At 55.8% G+C, this 17,983-nt stretch carries 14 protein-coding genes, 1 tRNA gene and 1 pseudogene; 8 read left to right on the top strand and 8 right to left on the bottom strand.

Annotation, left to right across the window (positions count from 1 at the left end):
• A pseudogene (locus tag KORLAC_RS18845) lies at positions 1-639 on the top strand (hypothetical protein); the annotation flags it as partial.
• A 93-nt stretch (positions 640-732) separates the two neighbouring features.
• On the opposite strand, the gene KORLAC_RS01020 reads toward KORLAC_RS18845, so the two are convergent.
• From KORLAC_RS01020 to KORLAC_RS01000, 5 genes are read right to left on the bottom strand one after another with little or no spacing between them, the layout of a single operon-like run.
• Positions 733-2,331, bottom strand: a complete 1,599-nt coding sequence (locus KORLAC_RS01020; RefSeq protein WP_241493351.1) for an AMP-binding protein — start codon at positions 2,329-2,331, stop codon at positions 733-735.
• A 34-nt stretch (positions 2,332-2,365) separates the two neighbouring features.
• Positions 2,366-3,550: an acyl-CoA dehydrogenase family protein gene (locus tag KORLAC_RS01015; protein ID WP_068301465.1), complete on the bottom strand. Its 1,185-nt coding sequence runs from the start codon at positions 3,548-3,550 to the stop codon at positions 2,366-2,368.
• Positions 3,550-4,359: an enoyl-CoA hydratase family protein gene (locus KORLAC_RS01010; protein WP_068301462.1), complete on the bottom strand. Its 810-nt coding sequence runs from the start codon at positions 4,357-4,359 to the stop codon at positions 3,550-3,552. Before KORLAC_RS01010 ends, KORLAC_RS01015 begins: the two co-directional genes overlap by 1 nt.
• A gap of 11 nt (positions 4,360-4,370) precedes the next feature.
• Positions 4,371-4,838: a MarR family winged helix-turn-helix transcriptional regulator gene (locus tag KORLAC_RS01005; RefSeq protein ID WP_068301458.1), complete on the bottom strand. Its 468-nt coding sequence runs from the start codon at positions 4,836-4,838 to the stop codon at positions 4,371-4,373.
• A gap of 1 nt (position 4,839) precedes the next feature.
• Positions 4,840-5,595: an SDR family NAD(P)-dependent oxidoreductase gene (locus KORLAC_RS01000; protein ID WP_206594826.1), complete on the bottom strand. Its 756-nt coding sequence runs from the start codon at positions 5,593-5,595 to the stop codon at positions 4,840-4,842.
• Between the two features lie 313 nt (positions 5,596-5,908).
• On the opposite strand from KORLAC_RS01000, the gene KORLAC_RS00995 reads away from it, so the two are divergent.
• The 3 genes from KORLAC_RS00995 to KORLAC_RS00985 all read left to right on the top strand — a co-directional run bounded on the left by KORLAC_RS00995 (position 5,909) and on the right by KORLAC_RS00985 (position 10,126).
• Positions 5,909-7,201 carry an outer membrane beta-barrel protein gene (locus KORLAC_RS00995; RefSeq protein WP_068301451.1) on the top strand — a complete coding sequence of 431 codons (1,293 nt, stop codon included), beginning with the start codon at positions 5,909-5,911 and terminating at the stop codon, positions 7,199-7,201.
• A 78-nt stretch (positions 7,202-7,279) separates the two neighbouring features.
• Positions 7,280-7,831 carry a polysaccharide biosynthesis/export family protein gene (locus tag KORLAC_RS00990; RefSeq protein WP_241493350.1) on the top strand — a complete coding sequence of 184 codons (552 nt, stop codon included), beginning with the start codon at positions 7,280-7,282 and terminating at the stop codon, positions 7,829-7,831.
• Between the two features lie 24 nt (positions 7,832-7,855).
• Positions 7,856-10,126, top strand: coding sequence for a GumC family protein (locus KORLAC_RS00985; protein WP_068301445.1), 2,271 nt, complete (start codon positions 7,856-7,858; stop codon positions 10,124-10,126).
• Between the two features lie 147 nt (positions 10,127-10,273).
• Here the strand turns inward: KORLAC_RS00985 and KORLAC_RS00980 are convergent.
• Positions 10,274-10,363, bottom strand: a tRNA-Ser gene (locus KORLAC_RS00980).
• 300 nt (positions 10,364-10,663) lie between these two features.
• On the opposite strand from KORLAC_RS00980, the gene KORLAC_RS00975 reads away from it, so the two are divergent.
• Positions 10,664-11,059: an energy transducer TonB family protein gene (locus KORLAC_RS00975; RefSeq protein WP_068301443.1), complete on the top strand. Its 396-nt coding sequence runs from the start codon at positions 10,664-10,666 to the stop codon at positions 11,057-11,059.
• A 366-nt stretch (positions 11,060-11,425) separates the two neighbouring features.
• Here KORLAC_RS00975 and KORLAC_RS00970 read toward each other — a convergent pair whose 3' ends face one another.
• Positions 11,426-13,726: a methyl-accepting chemotaxis protein gene (locus KORLAC_RS00970; RefSeq protein ID WP_068301440.1), complete on the bottom strand. Its 2,301-nt coding sequence runs from the start codon at positions 13,724-13,726 to the stop codon at positions 11,426-11,428.
• 245 nt (positions 13,727-13,971) lie between these two features.
• On the opposite strand from KORLAC_RS00970, the gene KORLAC_RS00965 reads away from it, so the two are divergent.
• A complete protein-coding gene (locus tag KORLAC_RS00965) occupies positions 13,972-15,147 on the top strand; it encodes a BaiN/RdsA family NAD(P)/FAD-dependent oxidoreductase (protein ID WP_068301437.1) in 1,176 nt (391 codons plus the stop codon).
• Between the two features lie 521 nt (positions 15,148-15,668).
• On the opposite strand, the gene KORLAC_RS00960 is transcribed toward KORLAC_RS00965, so the two are convergent.
• Positions 15,669-16,013: a PilZ domain-containing protein gene (locus KORLAC_RS00960; protein WP_068301433.1), complete on the bottom strand. Its 345-nt coding sequence runs from the start codon at positions 16,011-16,013 to the stop codon at positions 15,669-15,671.
• A gap of 199 nt (positions 16,014-16,212) precedes the next feature.
• On the opposite strand from KORLAC_RS00960, the gene KORLAC_RS00955 reads away from it, so the two are divergent.
• Positions 16,213-16,971, top strand: coding sequence for a lysophospholipid acyltransferase family protein (locus KORLAC_RS00955; protein WP_160328567.1), 759 nt, complete (start codon positions 16,213-16,215; stop codon positions 16,969-16,971).
• A gap of 129 nt (positions 16,972-17,100) precedes the next feature.
• Positions 17,101-17,976, top strand: coding sequence for a serine O-acetyltransferase EpsC (gene epsC / locus KORLAC_RS00950; RefSeq protein WP_068301427.1), 876 nt, complete (start codon positions 17,101-17,103; stop codon positions 17,974-17,976).
• The last annotated feature ends 7 nt before the right edge of the window (positions 17,977-17,983 follow it).

The following is a 17,983-nucleotide window of genomic DNA, read 5'->3' as shown; positions in this document are numbered from 1 at the left end:
ATTATGCGTCTGGCAATTGCTATCGCAGCTTTCGGTCTGGTGCTTGGGGCGCCGGTCGTTGTACCAACCAGTTTTATGAATCAGGCGGAAGCTCAGTCGACTGCTACGCTGCCTGCGGCAGAGCAGGCAAGCGTTGACGCAGCCATTGATGCAGTGTTGGCAAACACCGCGCTGACCGCAGATCAAATTACGCAGCAGATCGCAACCATTGTGCAGAATTCGTCCAATCCTGCCGCCGCAGCCAAGCGCGTCGCCGCCAAAGTGAGCAGTACGCCTGGGTTGTCAACAGCGACCATACAGGCAACTGGTGCCGGTTTGATGCAGGTTGTTACCAACCTTCAAAGCACGGACCCATCTGCGGCGTCCAATATTCAGGTGACTGTAGCCTTGAGCTCGTCAGCAGACTTCCAGATGGGCTATGTCAACGGGCCAACGACAGTGACGCAACTTGGCGGCAATAATCAACAGACTGGTGGCCAGCAGGCTGGCGGGCAGCAGACTGGCTCCACGCAGACCCCTGTCGTGCGCCGCACCACAACGCGTCGGACAATTGTTCCGCCACGGCCTCGCATCCCGACGACTCCGATCGTGCCGGTCATTGTTGAGCCGAACCCATCGCAGGCGGGCAGCCCAACCTAAGACGGGTTTAACAAACAGAATTCCAGAAGGCCGGGCATGTCCCGGCCTTTTTCGTTGCAAACAGGGTCCATTCTTGAGGCCACTCGTCCTATTTCAGGCTTCGCGCAACTTGAACCTCTGCACCTTGCCGGTTTGGGTTTTGGGAAGTTCATCTATGAACTCAACTGCCCGGGGGTACTTATAAGGGGCGATGGTGTTCTTGACATGCACTTGCAGATCGCCAACCAGGCCGTCTGATGCGGTCATTCCGTCCGCCAGCACCACGAAGGCCTTCACAATCTGGCCACGGTCTGCGTCCGGCACGCCGATCACCGCGCATTCGGCCACCGCGTCGTGTGTCAGCAGCGCGGCTTCCACTTCCGGCCCGCCGATATTGTAGCCCGACGAGATGATCATATCGTCAGACCGGGCAATGAAGGTGAAATAGCCGTCCTCGGATTGCGCATAAGTGTCGCCCGTGACGTTCCAGCCATTCACCACATAGCTTGATTGCCGGTCATCGGCCATATAGCGGCACCCGGTTGGGCCCTTCACGGCCAGCCGCCCTTCGGCGGGCGGGGGCAGGATGTTGCCGCTCTCGTCCAGCAGGCAGGCCTGATAGCCGGGTACTGCCTTGCCGGTTGATCCGGGGCAGATGTCTTCTTGACGGGCGGAAATGAAAATATGGATCATTTCGGTGGCGCCGATGCCGTCCATCAGCTTCAGCCCGGTTCGGGTGAACCATTCGTCCCATGTGGCCTTCGGCAGCGTTTCACCGGCGGAAACGCAAGCCCGCAGGCTCGAGGTGTCAAAATTCTCAAGCTCGCCCAACATGGCGCGGTAAGCCGTAGGGGCGGTGAACATCATGGTCACCTTGTGTTTCTCGACGCACGCCAGCATGGCCTGCGGTGTGGGCGCACCCGGCAGCGCGACCGCCGCGCCAAAGCGCGCGGGGAACACCACCAGGCCGCCTAGCCCAAACGTGAAGGCGATCGGCGGAGAGCCACAGAAGACATCATCCGCGGTGGGCTCCAGAATATGGCGCGCATAGGCGTCGGCCATCGCCAGCACGTCGCGGTGAAAATGCATGCAGGCCTTGGGCTGGCCGGTGGTGCCGGACGTGAAAGCCAACAGTGCCACATCATCCTGTGCAGTCTCGACCGCCTCGAACTGGGCGCTGGCGTGGGCCATCAGGGCTTCCAGTTCAGCGCCTTCGTCGCCGAAACCAACCGTCCGCAGCCGGTTTTGGGTGCTTTTTTGGGCGGCTTTCAACTCGTCCATCAAACCATTTTCGCTGAGCGCCAGGCCGATTTCGGCCTTGTCACAGATGGTCACCAGCTCAGGCGTGCGCAGCATCGGCATGGTGGTTACCGCCACGCCGCCAGCCAGCAGCACGCCGTACCAGGCGGCAATCATCATGGGCGTGTTCCGCCCGCGCAGCAGCACGCGGTTCCCGGGCACCAGGCCCAGGTCGTGGGTCAGCGCGTTGGCGATACGGTTTGCCTTGGCGGTCAGGTCTGCATATGTCCAGGTGCCGCCCGACCAAAGAATGGCGGGGGCGTTCGCGTCGCCGGTCGCCAGCAGCGCCTTTGCGGCATTTAGCCGTTCTGGGTACTGCAGTTCCTTCAGCTCGAACACCAGCTCGGGCCAAAGGGCTTCATCGGGCAGATTGTCCCGGGTAAAATGGTCACTATGGGCACTATCAAACATCATTTTGAGGCCTCCCCAGCCCTCAACAGGTTGCTTCCTATTCTGACAACAGCTGCCGTGCGATCACCAGTTTCTGAACCTCAGACGCGCCCTCATAGATGCGCAAGGCCCTGATTTCCCTGTATAATTCCTCAATCTTGACGCCTTTGGTCACGCCCATGCCGCCGAACATCTGCAGCGCCTTGTCGATCACAAGCTGGGCCTGGTCTGTGGCATGCAGCTTGGCCATTGCGGCTTCCCGGGTCACTCTTGGAGCGCCGCTGTCCTTGGTCCAGGCAGCCCTATATATAAGGAGGGCGCTGGCATCGATATCGAGCGCCATCTCGGCCAGCCGTTCCTGCGTGATCGGAAGGTCAGCGAGCGGGGCGCCAAACAGCTGGCGTTCGCCGGTGCGTGTCAGCGCTTCATGAAGTGCGCGTCGGGCAAATCCAAGCGCGGCTGCCCCAACGGTAGAGCGGAAGATATCCAGCGTTGCCATCGCCAGCTTGAAGCCAGCGCCGCGGGCACCCAGCAGGTTTTCCTGCGGCACATGGCAACCCTGGAAAAAGAGCTTCGCCAGCGGGTGCGGGGCGATCACCTCAATCCGCTCAGCAATCTCAAGGCCAGGCGTATCCGCGTCCACCACCACGGCGGAGAGGCCGCGAGCGCCCGGTGCCTCGCCGGTGCGGGCGAAAACGCAGTAGAAATCGGCGATGCCGCCGTTCGAGATATAGGTCTTTTCCCCGGACAGGCTGAACTCGCCGCCCGCGTCCTTGAGGGTGGAGCCGAGCGCCGCCACATCCGACCCTGCTTCGGGTTCGGTGAGCGCGAAGGCCGCGATCTTTTCACCGGCTGCCACGGCCGGCAGGTAAGCCGATTTGATGGCGTCGGAGCCCGCCAGCGTGATGGCGCCCGAGCCGAGCCCTTGCATGGCGAAGGCGAAATCGGCAAGGCCGGAATGCCGCGCCAGTGTTTCGCGGATGATACACAGCGAGCGCACGTCGAGGGTTTCGAACATGCCGCCAAAGGCCTTCGGCACCGCATACCGGAGCCAACCGCCGTCTCCCAGCGCTTTCACCAGTGTGCGGCAGGTGCCATCCACATTCAGGTGGGCTTCTTCCGTATCTACAATTGCGGGCAGGGTGCTCGCCGCCCAGGCGTCCAGTTCGTCCGCGAGCGTGCGGTGATGGTCGTCAAAGAACGGCCACGCCAGGAAGCTGCGGTCTGTTTTCATGGGTTTCATCAGTCGCCCTCGAATACCGGTTTTTTCTTGGCCACGAACGCATGGTAGGCACGTTCGAAGTCCTTGGTTTGCATGCAGATGGCCTGGGCCTGGGCTTCGGCCTCAATGGCGGTATCCAGGCTCATGTCCCATTCCATGTTCAGCTGATTTTTGGTCATGCCGTTGGCGAAGGTTGGGCCGGAAGCCAGCCTTGCGGCCATGTCCTGGGCGTCCTTCATCAGGTCGGCTTTTGTGCTCAGCTTGTTGAAAAAGCCCCAGCGCTCGCCTTCTTCGGCACCCATGGTGCGCCCGGTGAACAACAGTTCCGACGCGCGGCCCTGGCCGATGATGCGGGGGAGGATGGCGCATGCCCCCATGTCGCAGCCAGCCAGGCCAACCCGGTTAAAGAGGAAGGCTGTCTTGGCTTCAGGTGTGGCGATGCGCAGGTCAGACGCCATGGACATAATTGCCCCCGCGCCGACGCAGATGCCGTCGACAGCTGCAATGATCGGCTGCGGGCAGTTCCGCATGGCCTTGACCAGATCGCCAGTCATCCGCGTGAACTTCAAAAGCCCCGGCATATCCATTTCAACCAGGGGCCCGATGATTTCATGTACGTCGCCGCCGGACGAGAAGTTTCCTGCAGCGCCTGTGACAACAATGGCTTTCACCTCAGGCACATAGACGAGTTCACGGAACATATCGCGCATCTCGGCGTAGCTCTCGAACGTCAATGGGTTCATGCGGTCCGGACGATTCAGCGTCACGGTGCCTACTCCACCATCGAAGTGCCAAAGGAAATGTTGGGGCTTAAAGCTTTCAGGGTTCATGGTCTATCCTCTCAGTCCTGGTTCAGCTTGGTCTGAACAAGCTTGTCCAGCAGATTTGCGACTTGCTTGTGGTCGTCAGGTGACAGATTGGCGAAGATTTCGCCGACCCACGATGCGTGGTCTGTGGCCATTTTTTCAAACAGCGTCCTGCCCTCTTTGGTGAGGCGGGCAGTGGCTGCGCGTGCATCTTGGGCACAGGGCGTACGCTCCACATAGCCTTCCTTGATGAGAGGGGTCATGACCTGGGTGACGTTGCCGTTTGAGACCATCAGCTGTTTCGACAGATCTGACAGCCGCACACCTGTTTCGGGCGCGCGGTAGAGGTTTGCCAGCACGTCGAAGCGCGACAGGGACACGCCGTATCCGGCGCTCAGGCGCGACTGCAGTGTCTTGCGAACCAGGTTGCTGGTGCCCAGAAGTTTCAGCCACGTGCGCAGTGCATCTTGTTCAACAGTAGAAATGGATGGATGATTTGCCATATTACATGATCTCCCCGCAGGCAACGGCGACGGCTTGGCCGTTGATGGCGCTGGCGCGCTCACCCGCGAGCCACAGGACGGTGTCTGCCACTTCTTCTGGCGCAATGAGTCGTTTTTCCGGATTGTGTTTGGTCAGGGCTTCAAGGGCTTCTTTTTCGCTACGGCCTGTTTTTTCGACAATATTCTGGATTGATGATTGTACAATGTCGGTGTCGGTAAACCCTGGGCAAACTGTGTTGGCGGTAACGCCTGTGCCAGCCAGCTCAAGGGCAAGTGACCGGGTCATGCCAATAACTCCGTGCTTGGCCGCCGCGTATGCCGCCGTGTAGGCGTAACCTTTGAGGCCTGCAGTGCTAGCAATGGTGACGACTCGGCCGAAGCCGCGCTTTTTCATGGTCGGCAGGGCTGCGCGGGCACACAGGAATGCACCTGTCAAATTCACGTCCAACATGGCTTGCCATGTCGCGATGTCGGTGCGTTCAAAGGATGCAGTGGCCGCCGCACCGGCGTTGTTGACAAGGATATCCGGCTCATACCCTGCGGTTGTCAGGTGACTGAAGGCATGCTGAACGCTCTCTTCGCAGGTGACATCAAGAGGAACGAAGGCAGCGCCCTCAATATTGGCGGCTGCTGCTTCGAGTCTGGCTTTGGAGCGCCCGGCAAGCACCGGCGTGACACCTGCCAAAGCAAACGCTCGTGCAATGGTGAGGCCAATGCCGCTGCCGCCGCCCGTGATCAGTGCCGTTCGCTTTTCCACGCTAGACTCCCGAATTTGATTGTGAGTGAATTTATTTTAGCACTAAATTAAATAAGCATCAAGATTGCTTCTGATTGTCTTCCCAGCGACATATTTCGCCTTCAAATTGGTTCCGTATCGTAAAGCAGGATGATGGTGACTTTAAGAATGTTGCTTTATGGCAACATGTCGGCCTATTAATTGGGGTAAAGGCTCAATTAACACTTTGTGCCGACAAACCAAACGGTTAGATGTGTATATTAAATCGCGTCTTTAGTGGATTATTCAAGCTGAGTGTATTTGCGCCAGCAATCTACCAACTGGGGTAAGTTAGATGAAAAAAGAGATTTCCTATTTTGTAGCCACGAGCCTCCTGGCGACTACGGCCTTGGCGCCGGCAGCTTTTGGTCAGGACGAAAGCGCTGAGGGCGACCAAGTGATGTCCGTATACGAGCGCTACCGTCCGGATTACGATGCCCCGGGGATTCGTTCCGGTAGCTTCCTGTTCTACCCTTCAATTGAGGCAGGTGGAAAATTTGATTCGAATATCTTCGCCCAAGAAAGCAATGTGACCGATGATTTCATCGCGGTCATCAAGCCGACCTTCGCGCTGGTTTCTGACTGGAACACAGATTACCTGACAGTCTTTGCTGATGCGAACATCGCGCGGTATGCGGACAATGGTTCAGAAGATTACGAAGACTTCAACGTGGGTGTTTCGGGCCGTAAAGATATTTCCCACGGTACGGATATCCATGCCGATATCCTTTACATGGATGGTCATGAAGATCGTGGTTCCCCGGATGCAATCGGCAACCAGGTTGAACCAGCAAGCACTTCGACTTTCAAAGCTTCGGTCGGCTTCAAGCGTGACGTATCCATCCTGTCGGTTGCTGTCGATGCCACGTATGAGAAAAAGAATTTCGACGACGTAGCACTTAACGGTGGTGGCACTCTCAATAATGACGACCGTGACCGTGACCGCAAGACTGCCAAGGCTCGCGTTGGTTATGAACTTGCAGATGGGCGCGAAGCTTTCCTGCAAGGCACCATAGACCGTGTCGAATATGATAATTCCAAGGAAGACGGTGGCCCGCAGCGAAATTCCGATGGTGTGGAAATCGTTGGTGGTGCGGCGTTTGATCTGACCGGGTCAGCGCGCGGTGAAATCTACGGCGGTTACATGAAGCGGTCCTTTGATTCCGACACCCTCGGCGAGATCGACGGTATCAAGTTCGGCGCCGAGCTGCTCTGGAACGTCAGTGGCCTCACTTCTTTCACGGGATCGATTAAGCGGTCTATCGATGAAACCACTGTTGGTGGCGAAGATGCAAACGGTGTCTTTACGAATTCGTCGGGTATCGTCAGCACCCTGTTCTTTGGCCGGGTGGAGCATGAACTGCGCCGGAACGTGCTGTTGAACGCGCAAGCCAGCTATACGAAACAGAATTTCGAGCTGACAACGCGTGAGGATGACCTGATCAACTTCGGCGTGGGTGCGAAATACCTTCTGAACCGGAATGTGAACGTTAACGTTGGCTACGATTATAGCTACCGTGATACCACAGCGCAGGGTCAGGATTACTCCCGTCACGCCTTCATGGTAAATGTGAAGGCGCAGTGGTAGCGCTTGCTATGCTGATTTGCTAGTATTAAGACTTGTTTTTACTGTTAGCAGATCAGGCCTTTAAGTATGCGTAATGTCATGAAAATCATCTTTCTATTAGCGAGCCTCATGGGGCTCGCTTTTTCTGCATCGGCCCAAGAGGCTTCCACCACCTCGGATACAGATGCTACTATTCGCTATGAACTCGGTTCAGGCGATCAGATACGCGTCATCGTTTACGGTGAAGAGGACCTCTCCGGCGAGTTCGAGCTGGATGGCACTGGCATTATTTCCATGCCGCTCATTGGCGCGACAAGGGTCGGTGGCCTTGATCTTGACCGGGCAGAGCAACTGATCGCCGAAAAACTGGCAGACGGCTATCTTATCAATCCGCGCGTAAGTGTTGAGGTGATGAATTATCGCCCCTTCTATATCTTGGGCGAAGTGAAAAAGCCGGGCAGCTATCCTTTCGTCAATGGCATGACGATCCTGAATGCGGTTGCTTTGGCCTCGGGCTTCACTTACCGGGCGGCCAAGAAAAAGATAACGATTACGCGGAAAGTCGACGGGGTTGATACCGACATCGAAGTGACTGATGCGACCTTGGTTTTGCCAGGTGATATAATCACGGTTCCTGAGCGCTTCTTTTAAAAACGCTCTAACGGGTTTCAGACAATGTATGACAATCAGTATGTGAAGCAGCAAGAGCTTAACACTCCCGGCCATCCACCGTTGGGTGCTCAAGAAGATGAAATCGACATCAGGGCACTGGCGCTGGTATTGTGGCGCCGTAAATGGGTGATTGTAAACACAGCCATTTTCCTGATTGTGCTGTCGGCTATTGTCGTGTTTCAGTTGACTCCGCGTTATAAGGCAAGCGCGATGCTGGCCATCGAAAGCCGACAAAACAGCGTTGTTGACCTTGAAGCTGTTATGTCCGGGCTTGGCACTGACCAGGCGGCAATTAAGACCGAGATTGACGTCCTGAAGTCCAGGCGTCTGGTTGGCAAGTTGGTCGATAGCTTGGATTTGACCAATGACCGTGAATTCAATGGCGAGCTGAATACCAATCGGTCCCTGCTATCGTACTTGAATCCACTCAGCTACGTGTCCGACAGCTGGAAAGATGCAATCCTGGGGACCAAGCCGGACGCGCGGTCAGAGGAAGAAATTGCAGAAACCACACGGGCACGCGTGATTGATGCTGTATCCCAGCGCCTCGTCGTTTCCAATCCGCCTCGGTCCTATACTCTCAATCTGTCCTTCGAATCCGTTGATCCGAAAAAGGCTGCCCGGATTGTAAACCGGCTTTCCGATCTTTATCTCACTGACCAGTTGGAAGTGAAGTTCGAAGCAACACAACGGGCTAACGAATGGCTGAACGAACGGGTGGCTCAGCTACGGGATAAAGTGCGCCAGTCTGAACAGGCTGCCCAACAGTTCCGCGAGCGTCACCAGTTGGTTCAGACACAGTCTGCCGGCCTGGTGAACGAGCAGCAACTGGCACAGATCAATACTCAACTTGTTACAGCAAGAACTGAATTGGCCCGCATTGAAGCCCGGCAGCGCCAGATTGAGCAAAATGTGGCGGACGGCAGGATCGAAGAGTCCGGGCTGATCGAGGTGTTACAGTCACCGCTCATTCAGCGCCTCAAGGAACAGGAATCAGGCGTTCAGCGAGAGCGAGCTGAACTCGCGACGCGGTATGGTCCCAAGCACCCGAAGATGCTCAACGTACAGGCGGAGCTCGCTGACATTCAGTCCAAGATTTCCTATGAAATTGATAAGATCGTCGCAGGCATTCGCGGCGAAGCCGAAGTCGCGGCTATTCGCGTCCAGACCTTGCAGCAGAATCTGGACAGCTTGAAAGCTGAAAGTTTTGAGGTCAGCCGTGCACAGGTACAGATGCGCGAACTTGACCGCGAAGCGGAAGCAAACCGATTGCTGTTGCAGACGTTCCTGACGCGTTTCAAGGAAACATCCAGTCAGGACGGGATGCAGCAAGCCGACGCGCGGATCATTGCCAAGGCAGATACGCCGCTGATGGCATCTTTCCCTAAAAAGAAAATGACCTTGGCTCTGGTCGGATTTGTTGGTGTTGCTTTAGGGGTCGGCTTGGCATTTCTGCTTGAGGCACTCGATAATGGCTACCGCAGCTTCGACCATTTGCGGCAGGACCTTCAGTTGCGGTCTTTGGGTATGATTCCACTGGTTGACAAGTCCGCGCTTAAAAACATGAAGCCTGAGGAATATATCGCAGAGAAACCTAATTCCTCCTTCGCAGAGGCCCATCGCAATGTCCACGCGTCGCTTATGTTCAGCGGAAAGGACGGTAGCACACCGAAAGTTCTGGCGGTGACATCGTCTGTACCAGGCGAAGGTAAATCTACAGCGACGCTTTGCCTCGCTCAGATATTGGGCCGGACGGGCCTTAAAGTTCTTGTTGTTGAAGGTGACCTGCGCCGGCCGGTATTCCGGGAGCGGATGGGCGTCTCGAAAGAGAAACACCTGAGCGTGAACGATATCCTGACCGGCTCGGCTCAGGAATCTGGCAAGGATATTTTCAAGGACGAGGTTACTGGCATTCATCTCCTGTGGGCTGAACGCGTGGATGATCCACAGGAGCGCTTCACCTCTGCAGAATTCCGCCATTTCCTTGCGGAAGCGCGCAAGCGCTATGACCTGGTGCTTCTGGACACGCCGCCGATCATGGCCGTGGCCGACGCCATGATTATCGCTCGTCATGCTGAAAGTGTGATGTTTGTGATCCAATGGGAAAATACGCCGAAAGGTATTGTGAAAACTGCTGTCAAGCAGCTGGCGCAAACCCAGATACCGATTGCGGGGGCCGTATTGACCCAAGTGAACATCAAACGTCACCGTGGCTATGGATATGGCGATCAGGGATATTACTACGGCGGCAAGAGCGCCTACTATACCAACTGATGATCTGGGCGCCGCTGGCGCCCTTTTTCATGGCGGTAGGCGAGGTGTCCCGGTTCCCGGTTTTGGCGTGCGCAATACCCATATCGCGACCAAAGCTTGCGCAATCATCTGATGCTGTGTGGGCTGAGGTTTCGGGAAATAAGGGAATGGCGGAGTCGGAGGGATTCGAACCCTCGAGGGCGTTGCCACCCAACACGCTTTCCAGGCGTGCGCCTTAAACCGCTCGGCCACGACTCCGTTTTCCAGTCCAGCAGGAAGGAAAAGCACCCCACATGGGTGGGGTATGCGGGGCGCACTATAGCTATATGAAACATAAAGGCAAGTGGAAATACGACGCTTTACGTCAGCCAGTTTGACATTTTTCTATGGCGCTGAAAACAAAGTGGAGGGGACATTGCTGGAACGCCTGAATCCAGCAGAAATACGCTGAGATTGCAGTCTTTACCTTAACGCGCTATTAACCATAAATCTTATCTTTGTTTTTACCTGCTTTCGCTTATGGTAAGGAGAAAGCAACAGAGTTGAAGGAGGATCGGGATGGTATTTGGGGTGCTCGCCGGGGGGCTTGAGAAGCACATGAAGACGATGCTGGCGCTTTTGTGCGCGGGGCTCTTCATGGCAACAGCGGCGCCAGCCTATGCGGATGATATCAAGGGTTGGCAAAAAGAGATCGTCAAAAAGATTGTGAAGTCCCACATTTATCCACGTTCTGCCATCGCGCGGGAAATTGAAGGACGCGCGAAAGTGAGCGTGACCATCGACCGCACGGGTAAGATCACAGGGTTTGAAATTCTGGAGCCAACGGGTGAAAGCCAGCTTGATAACGTGATCCCGAAGATGATGGAAAAGATGGATCCTCTGCCAGCGCCGCCAGACAGCCTGCCGGACGGAAACCTGACCTTCACGATCCCGATTGCCTGGCGTCTGCAGTAGCCAGCAGACGGAACAGTTTCGTCAGAGGGGCCTTTCAGGGCCCCTTTTTTGTGCCTGCTGCAGGCGAGCCTTACGTAGCAGCAAACTCACTTTTGCAATCTGATATCCTCTTGGTGTCCTTGGTGATCCCGCTTTGTGATGCCTGTCGTACGCACCGGAAGCATCTTCTTTGCCCAGAGCATCGACGCTGGCTAGGAGTGGCTATCTCTCCTTAACCCATTACTCCAATCACCTTTCATGGTGCTGAATCAACGCTGGAGTAGCCAGTCCTATAGATGCGTTACGGCGCACAAAAAAAAGAGCCCCGGCAAGGGGCTCTTTGTCTTTATCTGCTGGGCAGCCGGCCTGCCGGGCTGCCTCCCCGTCTTATTCGGAGCGGATGGTTGCCAGGAAGGATTCCACCTGACCCCGCAGCTCGTCCGACTGTTGGGTCAGTAGCTGTGCGGCCGAAAGAACCTCGGTTGCAGCACTGCCAGTGGATGTTGCACCCTGGTTCACCGCATGGATGTTTGAAGTCACTTCTTCCGTACCGGTAGACACTTCGCCGACATTGCGGGCAATTTCCTGCGTGGAAGCGTCCTGTTCCTCTACGGCGCTTGCGATAGAGACAGAGGTGGATTCGATCTCGCCAATGATGCCTTTGATCTCGTCCATGGCCCGTACAGCGAGGTTGGTGGCCTGCTGCATGCCTTCCACCTGCTCGCTGATTTCCTGAGTCGCCTTGGCGGTCTGGTTGGCAAGCGATTTCACTTCGCTGGCCACAACCGCAAAGCCTTTGCCCGCGTCGCCGGCCCGAGCCGCCTCGATCGTGGCGTTGAGGGCCAGCAGGTTGGTTTGTTCGGCAATATCGTTGATCAGTTTCACAACGTCGCCAATCTTCTGGGCTGCGTCCACCAGTTCGGCCACGTCCTTGCCAGCGTTTTCCGTGCGGGACACGGCATCGCGGGCTGCTGCGGAAGACTGGTTCGTCTGGCCGGTGATTTCGCGTACGGACGCAGAGAGCTCTTCGGCGGCACTTGCCACCATCTGGGCATTGGAGCTGGCCTGTTGCGCTGCATTGGCCACCACTTCGGATTTTTTCGACGTGTCGTCGGCGGTTTCTGCCATGCCGCGGGCCGCATTCTCCATTTCGGTTGCCGAATTGGATACGCCCTGCACAACGGCCATGACCGACGCTTCGAACTTGTCGGCCAGATCCAGCATCGCCTGACGACGTTCCTGACGGGCCGTTTCTTCGCGCTCCAGCTCGCGTTCGCGCTGGGCTTCTTCTTGTTCGCGCTTGCGGCGCTCTTCTTCTTCGGCGCGGGCACGCTCTTGTTCTTCGCGCTCGCGTTGCTCTGCTTCAAGCCGCTGCCGTTCGATAGCATTCTCTTTAAAGATCTGCACCGACCGGGCCATGTCACCCACTTCATCCTGTGCGTCAGCGCTGGGCACTTCCACTTCAAGCTTGCCTTGCGCCAGAACCATCATGGTTTGCGACAGGGCATTTACTGGGCTGACCACCCGATACCGAACAACCCAGAAGGCCAGGGCGCCAATACCTGCGACCAATACAAAGGTGAGGACAGACATCCATTTATTGAGCGTAGCTTGGGAAACCGCATCTTCATTCAGGCTTTTGGAGAGATTGCCTGCATAGATACTCATGCCGTTAACAGGGTTTGTTGCCCCGCGTGCCAGTTCAACCCATTCCGTCGGCGTCATGCCATAGTCGGCATTGATATTGCCTTCCAGGTCCATTTCTGCTGCGTCTGACGCGTCATAAATTGCAAAACGGGTTTCTTCGAATTCAAGGAAAAACTTCTGATCGATTGCGTCGAGAAGCGCCTGAATTTCGCCAGGCTTGGTATCTTCTTCGGCGATGGAAAGCGAATGCGCGATCCCAAGGACCTGGCTCCATGCTTCTTTGCCCTGACCAACATATTGGGCATTAAGGGTCTGCATCGCTGCTCGGATCTGGGACCCGGAAACAATGCTGCCGCCAAGGGCCGCAGATTCGCGGGTAGCATATTCAATCATTGCCCAAAGCTGGTGCTTCAGAAGGATAACCTTGCTGATCCGGTCGTCCCCGAAATCATAGTTATTTTCCAGCATGGTGCGAACGTTTGCAGCTGCTTCGATCACTGCAGTGGTGGTTTTCATCGAATCCCGACCGCGCAATTGGCGATCTGCAGAGATGGTTCTCAGGTCGGCGTCAACTTGTGGGGCTTGTTCTTCATATTCTTTATAGGCAGCAAACAGGGCATCTTTGGCTTTTTTGAAGCGAGCCTCAGTTTGCTTCATCATCGCCTCATTGTCGGCGACATCGTTGAATTCGGGCATGTCCTGCAAACCGTCGCGCACGTTGCCGAAGGCGTCCCTGATGGTGCTGCGCTGTAATTCGATCTGCGTCAGGAAAAAACTGTCAGCTTCGGTCCTGAAACCATATGCGGTGTTTGCAAGGCTTCGCTCTTCTGCCAGCGCCAACTTCATGCTCGAGATATGGTCGATCAATTCATTGACGGACATGGCATTTTCGGCCCGCTCGCTGTTGTCCAGAGCTGAACTGAACCTAAGCCCGGTAAGGATGATGATCATCACCATCAGAATGATAGTCACGAAAGCCAGCAGGTTTCGAATGCTGAACAAGTTGGTTTTCGTTGCGTTGGTATTATCAAGCGCGGCCATTTTTAAACTGCCCCTCTATAAATCAGAGATCCCGACTATGAAAAATTTAAGCTAAACCATTCCGATTCATTGCATATCACGGTTAATGAACCTTAAAGGCCTCACTTGTTTCGGATGAAAAATGATTCCATCCCTCCCCTATGGCGGAGTGTAACGCCAATATTCTTGTGATCAATAGCCGCGTTCTATAAAAGAACGGGGATTTTAAGGATTTAGGCGCTCATGACGCCATTGCGAAGGTTTGAATGACCAAGTTCGATGCGATTATCGTTGGCGGTGGTGCTGCGGGCCTGATGTGTGCCCGTGAAGCGGCCACCCGTGGGCGTCGTGTCCTTTTGATCGAACACAATAAGGGTCTGGGTGCGAAAATCCTGATTTCCGGCGGCGGTCGGTGCAATTTCACCAATGAAGATGCAGGGCCTAATGCCTACATCAGCCATAACCCCCATTTCGCGAAATCGGCGCTTAGCCGTTACACGCAGTGGGATTTTATCAGCCTGATCGCCAGCCACGGCGTGACCTGGCACGAAAAAACGCTGGGGCAGCTGTTTTGCGATCAGGGCGCCGGTCGTATCCTGAAAGTGCTGACAGACGAATGCCAGGAAAATGGTGCCAAAATCCTGACCGGTACAAAGGTGGATAAGGTCTCTTTCGGTGCCGGGGGCTATCGGCTTGAAACCAGCGCCGGTGTCTTTGAGGCGGAAAGCCTGGTGATTGCCACCGGGGGATTGTCGATCCCCAAAATGGGTGCCACAGGCTTTGCCTATGACATTGCCCGTCAGTTCGGGATGAAGATTGAGACGACTGAAGCGGCGCTGGTGCCTTTCACCTTTTCGGATGCAGACCTTGCTTTCATGAAACTGCTGGCCGGCGTTGCGGCAGACGCTGTTGTTTCCTGTGGCCGTACCAGCTTCGCGGAAGCGCTGCTGTTCACCCACCGTGGCCTGTCCGGCCCTGCAATTTTGCAGATTTCCAGCTATTGGCATCCGGGGGAGACGGTAACGGTCAATCTACTGCCCAAGGTGCAGGACAGTTTCGACTGGCTGCGCAAGGCGCGCGATGACCGCCCCAAAGCCGCGCTGAAGACCCTGTTGGGTGACCATTTGCCCTCTCGGCTTGCGGAAGCGATTGCCTCTGAGTGGCCCGGGCCGCTCGGTAGCTTGTCGAACAAGCAGCTTCAAGCCATCAGCGATCGCTGCAGTCGCTGGCAGTTGGTGCCCAGTGGCACTGAGGGTTTCAAGAAAGCTGAAGTGACACGTGGCGGCATCAGCACAGATGGGCTGAGCTCCAAGACCATGGAGTCGAAGAAGCAGCCCGGCCTGTATTTTATCGGGGAATGCGTGGACGTGACCGGCTGGCTGGGGGGCTACAATTTTCAGTGGGCTTGGTCGAGTGGCTGGGCGGCTGCGCAATATATCTGACATTTAAACATCCGAAATTCGACCGTCGAAATTGTCCGAAATCGAACATGCTGTATGTTCGAAAATGGACAGTTTTTATCCTATGCCACCCCTGAAAAACTGTTAAGTATTTATAATATAATGATTTAATTAGTTGGCACGGCCGTTGCTACTATTGAAGCAACAAACAACACAACAACACGACGACAGCAAAATACAGGTTTCTGACAGGATCCGAAAAGGACAACCGACCTAAAGAACTTCAGGCCAAAAGGTTTCAGAAACGACAGCGAGGAGAAAATGATGACTATCTTGAACCATGTGGCAAAGCCCGAGCCAAAAGACAGCAAGAAAGCAGGCGTGGCGGTATTCACCGGTTTTAGCCGTCGGCGCCAACGCCGCTACAAATAATAACGATAACAAAGGAGGTCAGAGAATCCTCCAAAGACACTCAGCGAGGAAGTTTGAGCGGCCCGTATCCAAGCCACGGGACCGCTCATTTTTTTATGTCGTGAAGGCTGGGTACCCGGCTGGCAGCAGGGCTAGCCGCTTTTGAGTGGGTCATCACCCAGTTCAACAGGCCGTTTTGAAATGTTTGCGCCAGAGCCCTCGGCAAATTTCTTCAGGACCAGGTCAGGGCCAGCCAGGATCATCAGCCCCAGTTGCTGTGAGCCTTGCCATTTCACCACTCCGGCAAATTCACCCAAGTCTTCAATATGCAGCATCAGCTCCGTGCCCATGGGAAATTCTTCTTCGCAGGTTACCAGCGTCCCGGCATGTGACACATCACGGATCTCGCAGGGGTAGCTCAACTCCGCCTCGTCAATCAACGTGCCATGCCACAGGACCGGGAGCCTGTCGTCGCGGCGCTTGTCATCATCTGTCATTGCTGTTCCTCTGGCTCTCGGCAGGTCATGGCCTGGAATCAGGCTTTTTGACCAACTTTATCAGCAGGTTACCCGATTTTTTTGCCAAGCGAAAGCCGGTTGGGCTGGCGTTCGGGCGGAGAGGCGGCTAAAAGACTCTGACACCATGCGGCCTGTCGGCTGCTAGCGCACAATGCAGTCAAGCGAATGGAGTGAAAGCGTGAAAGCTCTGATGAACGGGATACGGTCTATTCTTTTCAATCTGACCTTTTATCCATTCACTCTAATTTTCTGCGGCTTGATCCTCGCGCCCATCAGCATGTTCGTATCGGAAGCCAAAACCCGTAAGGGTGTGGATTTCTATTGCCGCGGTTCCCTGTGGATTGCGCGTGTCTTTGGCGGGATCAGGCATGAGTACCGGGGTTTGGAGAAACTGCCCAAAGACGGCGCCCTGATCCTGGCGGCCGCCCACCAGAGCAACATGGACCCGATCATGACGTTCCCTTTGAGGAACGACGTGACGGCGCTTGCGAAAAGGCAGCTTTTTTCAGTGCCCTTCATTGGCAGGATTCTCAAAAAAATGCGGATCGTGCGGATTGACCGAGAATCTCGGAATGCGCACAAGGGCATGGATCAGGTGGCAAAGCATGTGGTGAACCTTGGTCGGCCGTTGATCGTTTATCCTCAGGCTACCCGTGTGCCGCCAGGGCAGACGCGCCGGTTGAAGTCAGGAGCATTCCATCTGCAGGAATCAACCGGCCTGTCGGTCTACACTGTTTCCACCAACACAGGGCTGTTCTGGACCAAGGGTTTTTGGCACAGGGCGGGGACCGCAGTGTTCGAAATTGACGGTCCCTTTGCGCCGGGTCGGACGAAGGAAGAGTTCATGGCGCTTCTGGAAGACAAGGTGGTTGACCGCTCCCATCAGCTGATGGTGGAAGCCGGTTATGAGCATTTAATTCCAAAAAAGGCCAAATAGCCCCGGCTTTTCCCCGGCTGCACAAAAGCTTTCCTCTCGGCTTTGTGAAGAATTTCTAGCGCGCTTTGGTCTTGTAGATGGCTGCCGCCCTCCTAAACTGTTATAAAGAGAAAAACGCGAGGGCATCCAATGACGGTGACGCCAAAGAACCAGCCGAGTGCGACGAGCAGTTTCGACGATATTGCCGCGCGGCTGAAAAGCCATCATGAGAAGTACGGCGACCTGTCAGGCATGTCGCTTGGCAAGATCGGGAACTTGTTAAAGAAAACGGCGGCGGTCATGTTCCCGCATTATGCCGTTGCGGAAGATGACGATCTCTCGCTCGAGGAACGCCTGCGTGTTCTCGAGGATTCATTTTACGACCTGGTTGACCCACTGTGCCGTGATGAGGACGTTGGGTGCGCGCGTCTTCTGGTGCATGGGTTCCTGTCGGACCTGCCGGAAATTGCCGATCTTTGCTACCAGGACGCCCAGGCGCTGGTGGCCGGTGATCCAGCGGCCCAGTCCATCGAGGAAGTTATCCTTTGTTACCCAGGCTTTTTTGCCGTTGTGGCTTATCGGCTGGCCCACGCGCTTCACAAGCGCAGCGTGCCGCTGTTGCCGCGAATGATCACGGAATATGCCCACCAGAAAACCGGTGCGGACATTCACCCGGGCGCTCATATCGGCCATTCGCTGGCCATCGACCACGCGACGGGCGTGGTGATTGGCGAGACGGCTATCATTGGCAATAACGTGAAGATTTACCAGGGCGTGACGCTGGGTGGCCTTCGGGTTGACCCGGACCAACGGTCGAAAAAGCGGCATCCCACCATTGGTGACAATGTGGTGATCTATGCCGGTGCCACCATTCTTGGCGGCGAGACCGTGGTGGGGCATAATTCGGTGATCGGGGGCAATGTATGGATTACCCGGTCGGTACCCGCTTGGTCGCGCGTCATGTTCCGCCCGGCAGATACCGACGAGATCGTGCCCATGCGCAGCCGCAAGGCGGCGGAACGCTAGGCCTCGC

This window comes from Kordiimonas lacus, assembly GCF_001550055.1.
Taxonomy (GTDB): Bacteria; Pseudomonadota; Alphaproteobacteria; order Sphingomonadales; family Kordiimonadaceae; genus Kordiimonas; species Kordiimonas lacus.
This window is presented reverse-complemented; position numbering and strand designations above follow the sequence as displayed.

Bases quoted from the DNA above. Each gene is read 5' to 3' on its own strand.
- KORLAC_RS00990 (WP_241493350.1), top strand. From the start codon at position 7,280: ATGAAAATCATCTTTCTATTAGCGAGCCTCATGGGGCTCGCTTTTTCT.
- KORLAC_RS00995 (WP_068301451.1), top strand. From the start codon at position 5,909: ATGAAAAAAGAGATTTCCTATTTTGTAGCCACGAGCCTCCTGGCGACT.
- KORLAC_RS00985 (WP_068301445.1), top strand. From the start codon at position 7,856: ATGTATGACAATCAGTATGTGAAGCAGCAAGAGCTTAACACTCCCGGC.
- KORLAC_RS00970 (WP_068301440.1), bottom strand. From the start codon at position 13,726: ATGGCCGCGCTTGATAATACCAACGCAACGAAAACCAACTTGTTCAGC.
- epsC (WP_068301427.1), top strand. From the start codon at position 17,101: ATGACGGTGACGCCAAAGAACCAGCCGAGTGCGACGAGCAGTTTCGAC.
- KORLAC_RS01005 (WP_068301458.1), bottom strand. From the start codon at position 4,838: ATGGCAAATCATCCATCCATTTCTACTGTTGAACAAGATGCACTGCGC.
- KORLAC_RS01015 (WP_068301465.1), bottom strand. From the start codon at position 3,550: ATGAAACCCATGAAAACAGACCGCAGCTTCCTGGCGTGGCCGTTCTTT.
- KORLAC_RS00960 (WP_068301433.1), bottom strand. From the start codon at position 16,013: ATGACAGATGATGACAAGCGCCGCGACGACAGGCTCCCGGTCCTGTGG.
- KORLAC_RS01010 (WP_068301462.1), bottom strand. From the start codon at position 4,359: ATGAACCCTGAAAGCTTTAAGCCCCAACATTTCCTTTGGCACTTCGAT.
- KORLAC_RS00975 (WP_068301443.1), top strand. From the start codon at position 10,664: ATGGTATTTGGGGTGCTCGCCGGGGGGCTTGAGAAGCACATGAAGACG.
- KORLAC_RS00965 (WP_068301437.1), top strand. From the start codon at position 13,972: ATGACCAAGTTCGATGCGATTATCGTTGGCGGTGGTGCTGCGGGCCTG.
- KORLAC_RS01020 (WP_241493351.1), bottom strand. From the start codon at position 2,331: ATGATGTTTGATAGTGCCCATAGTGACCATTTTACCCGGGACAATCTG.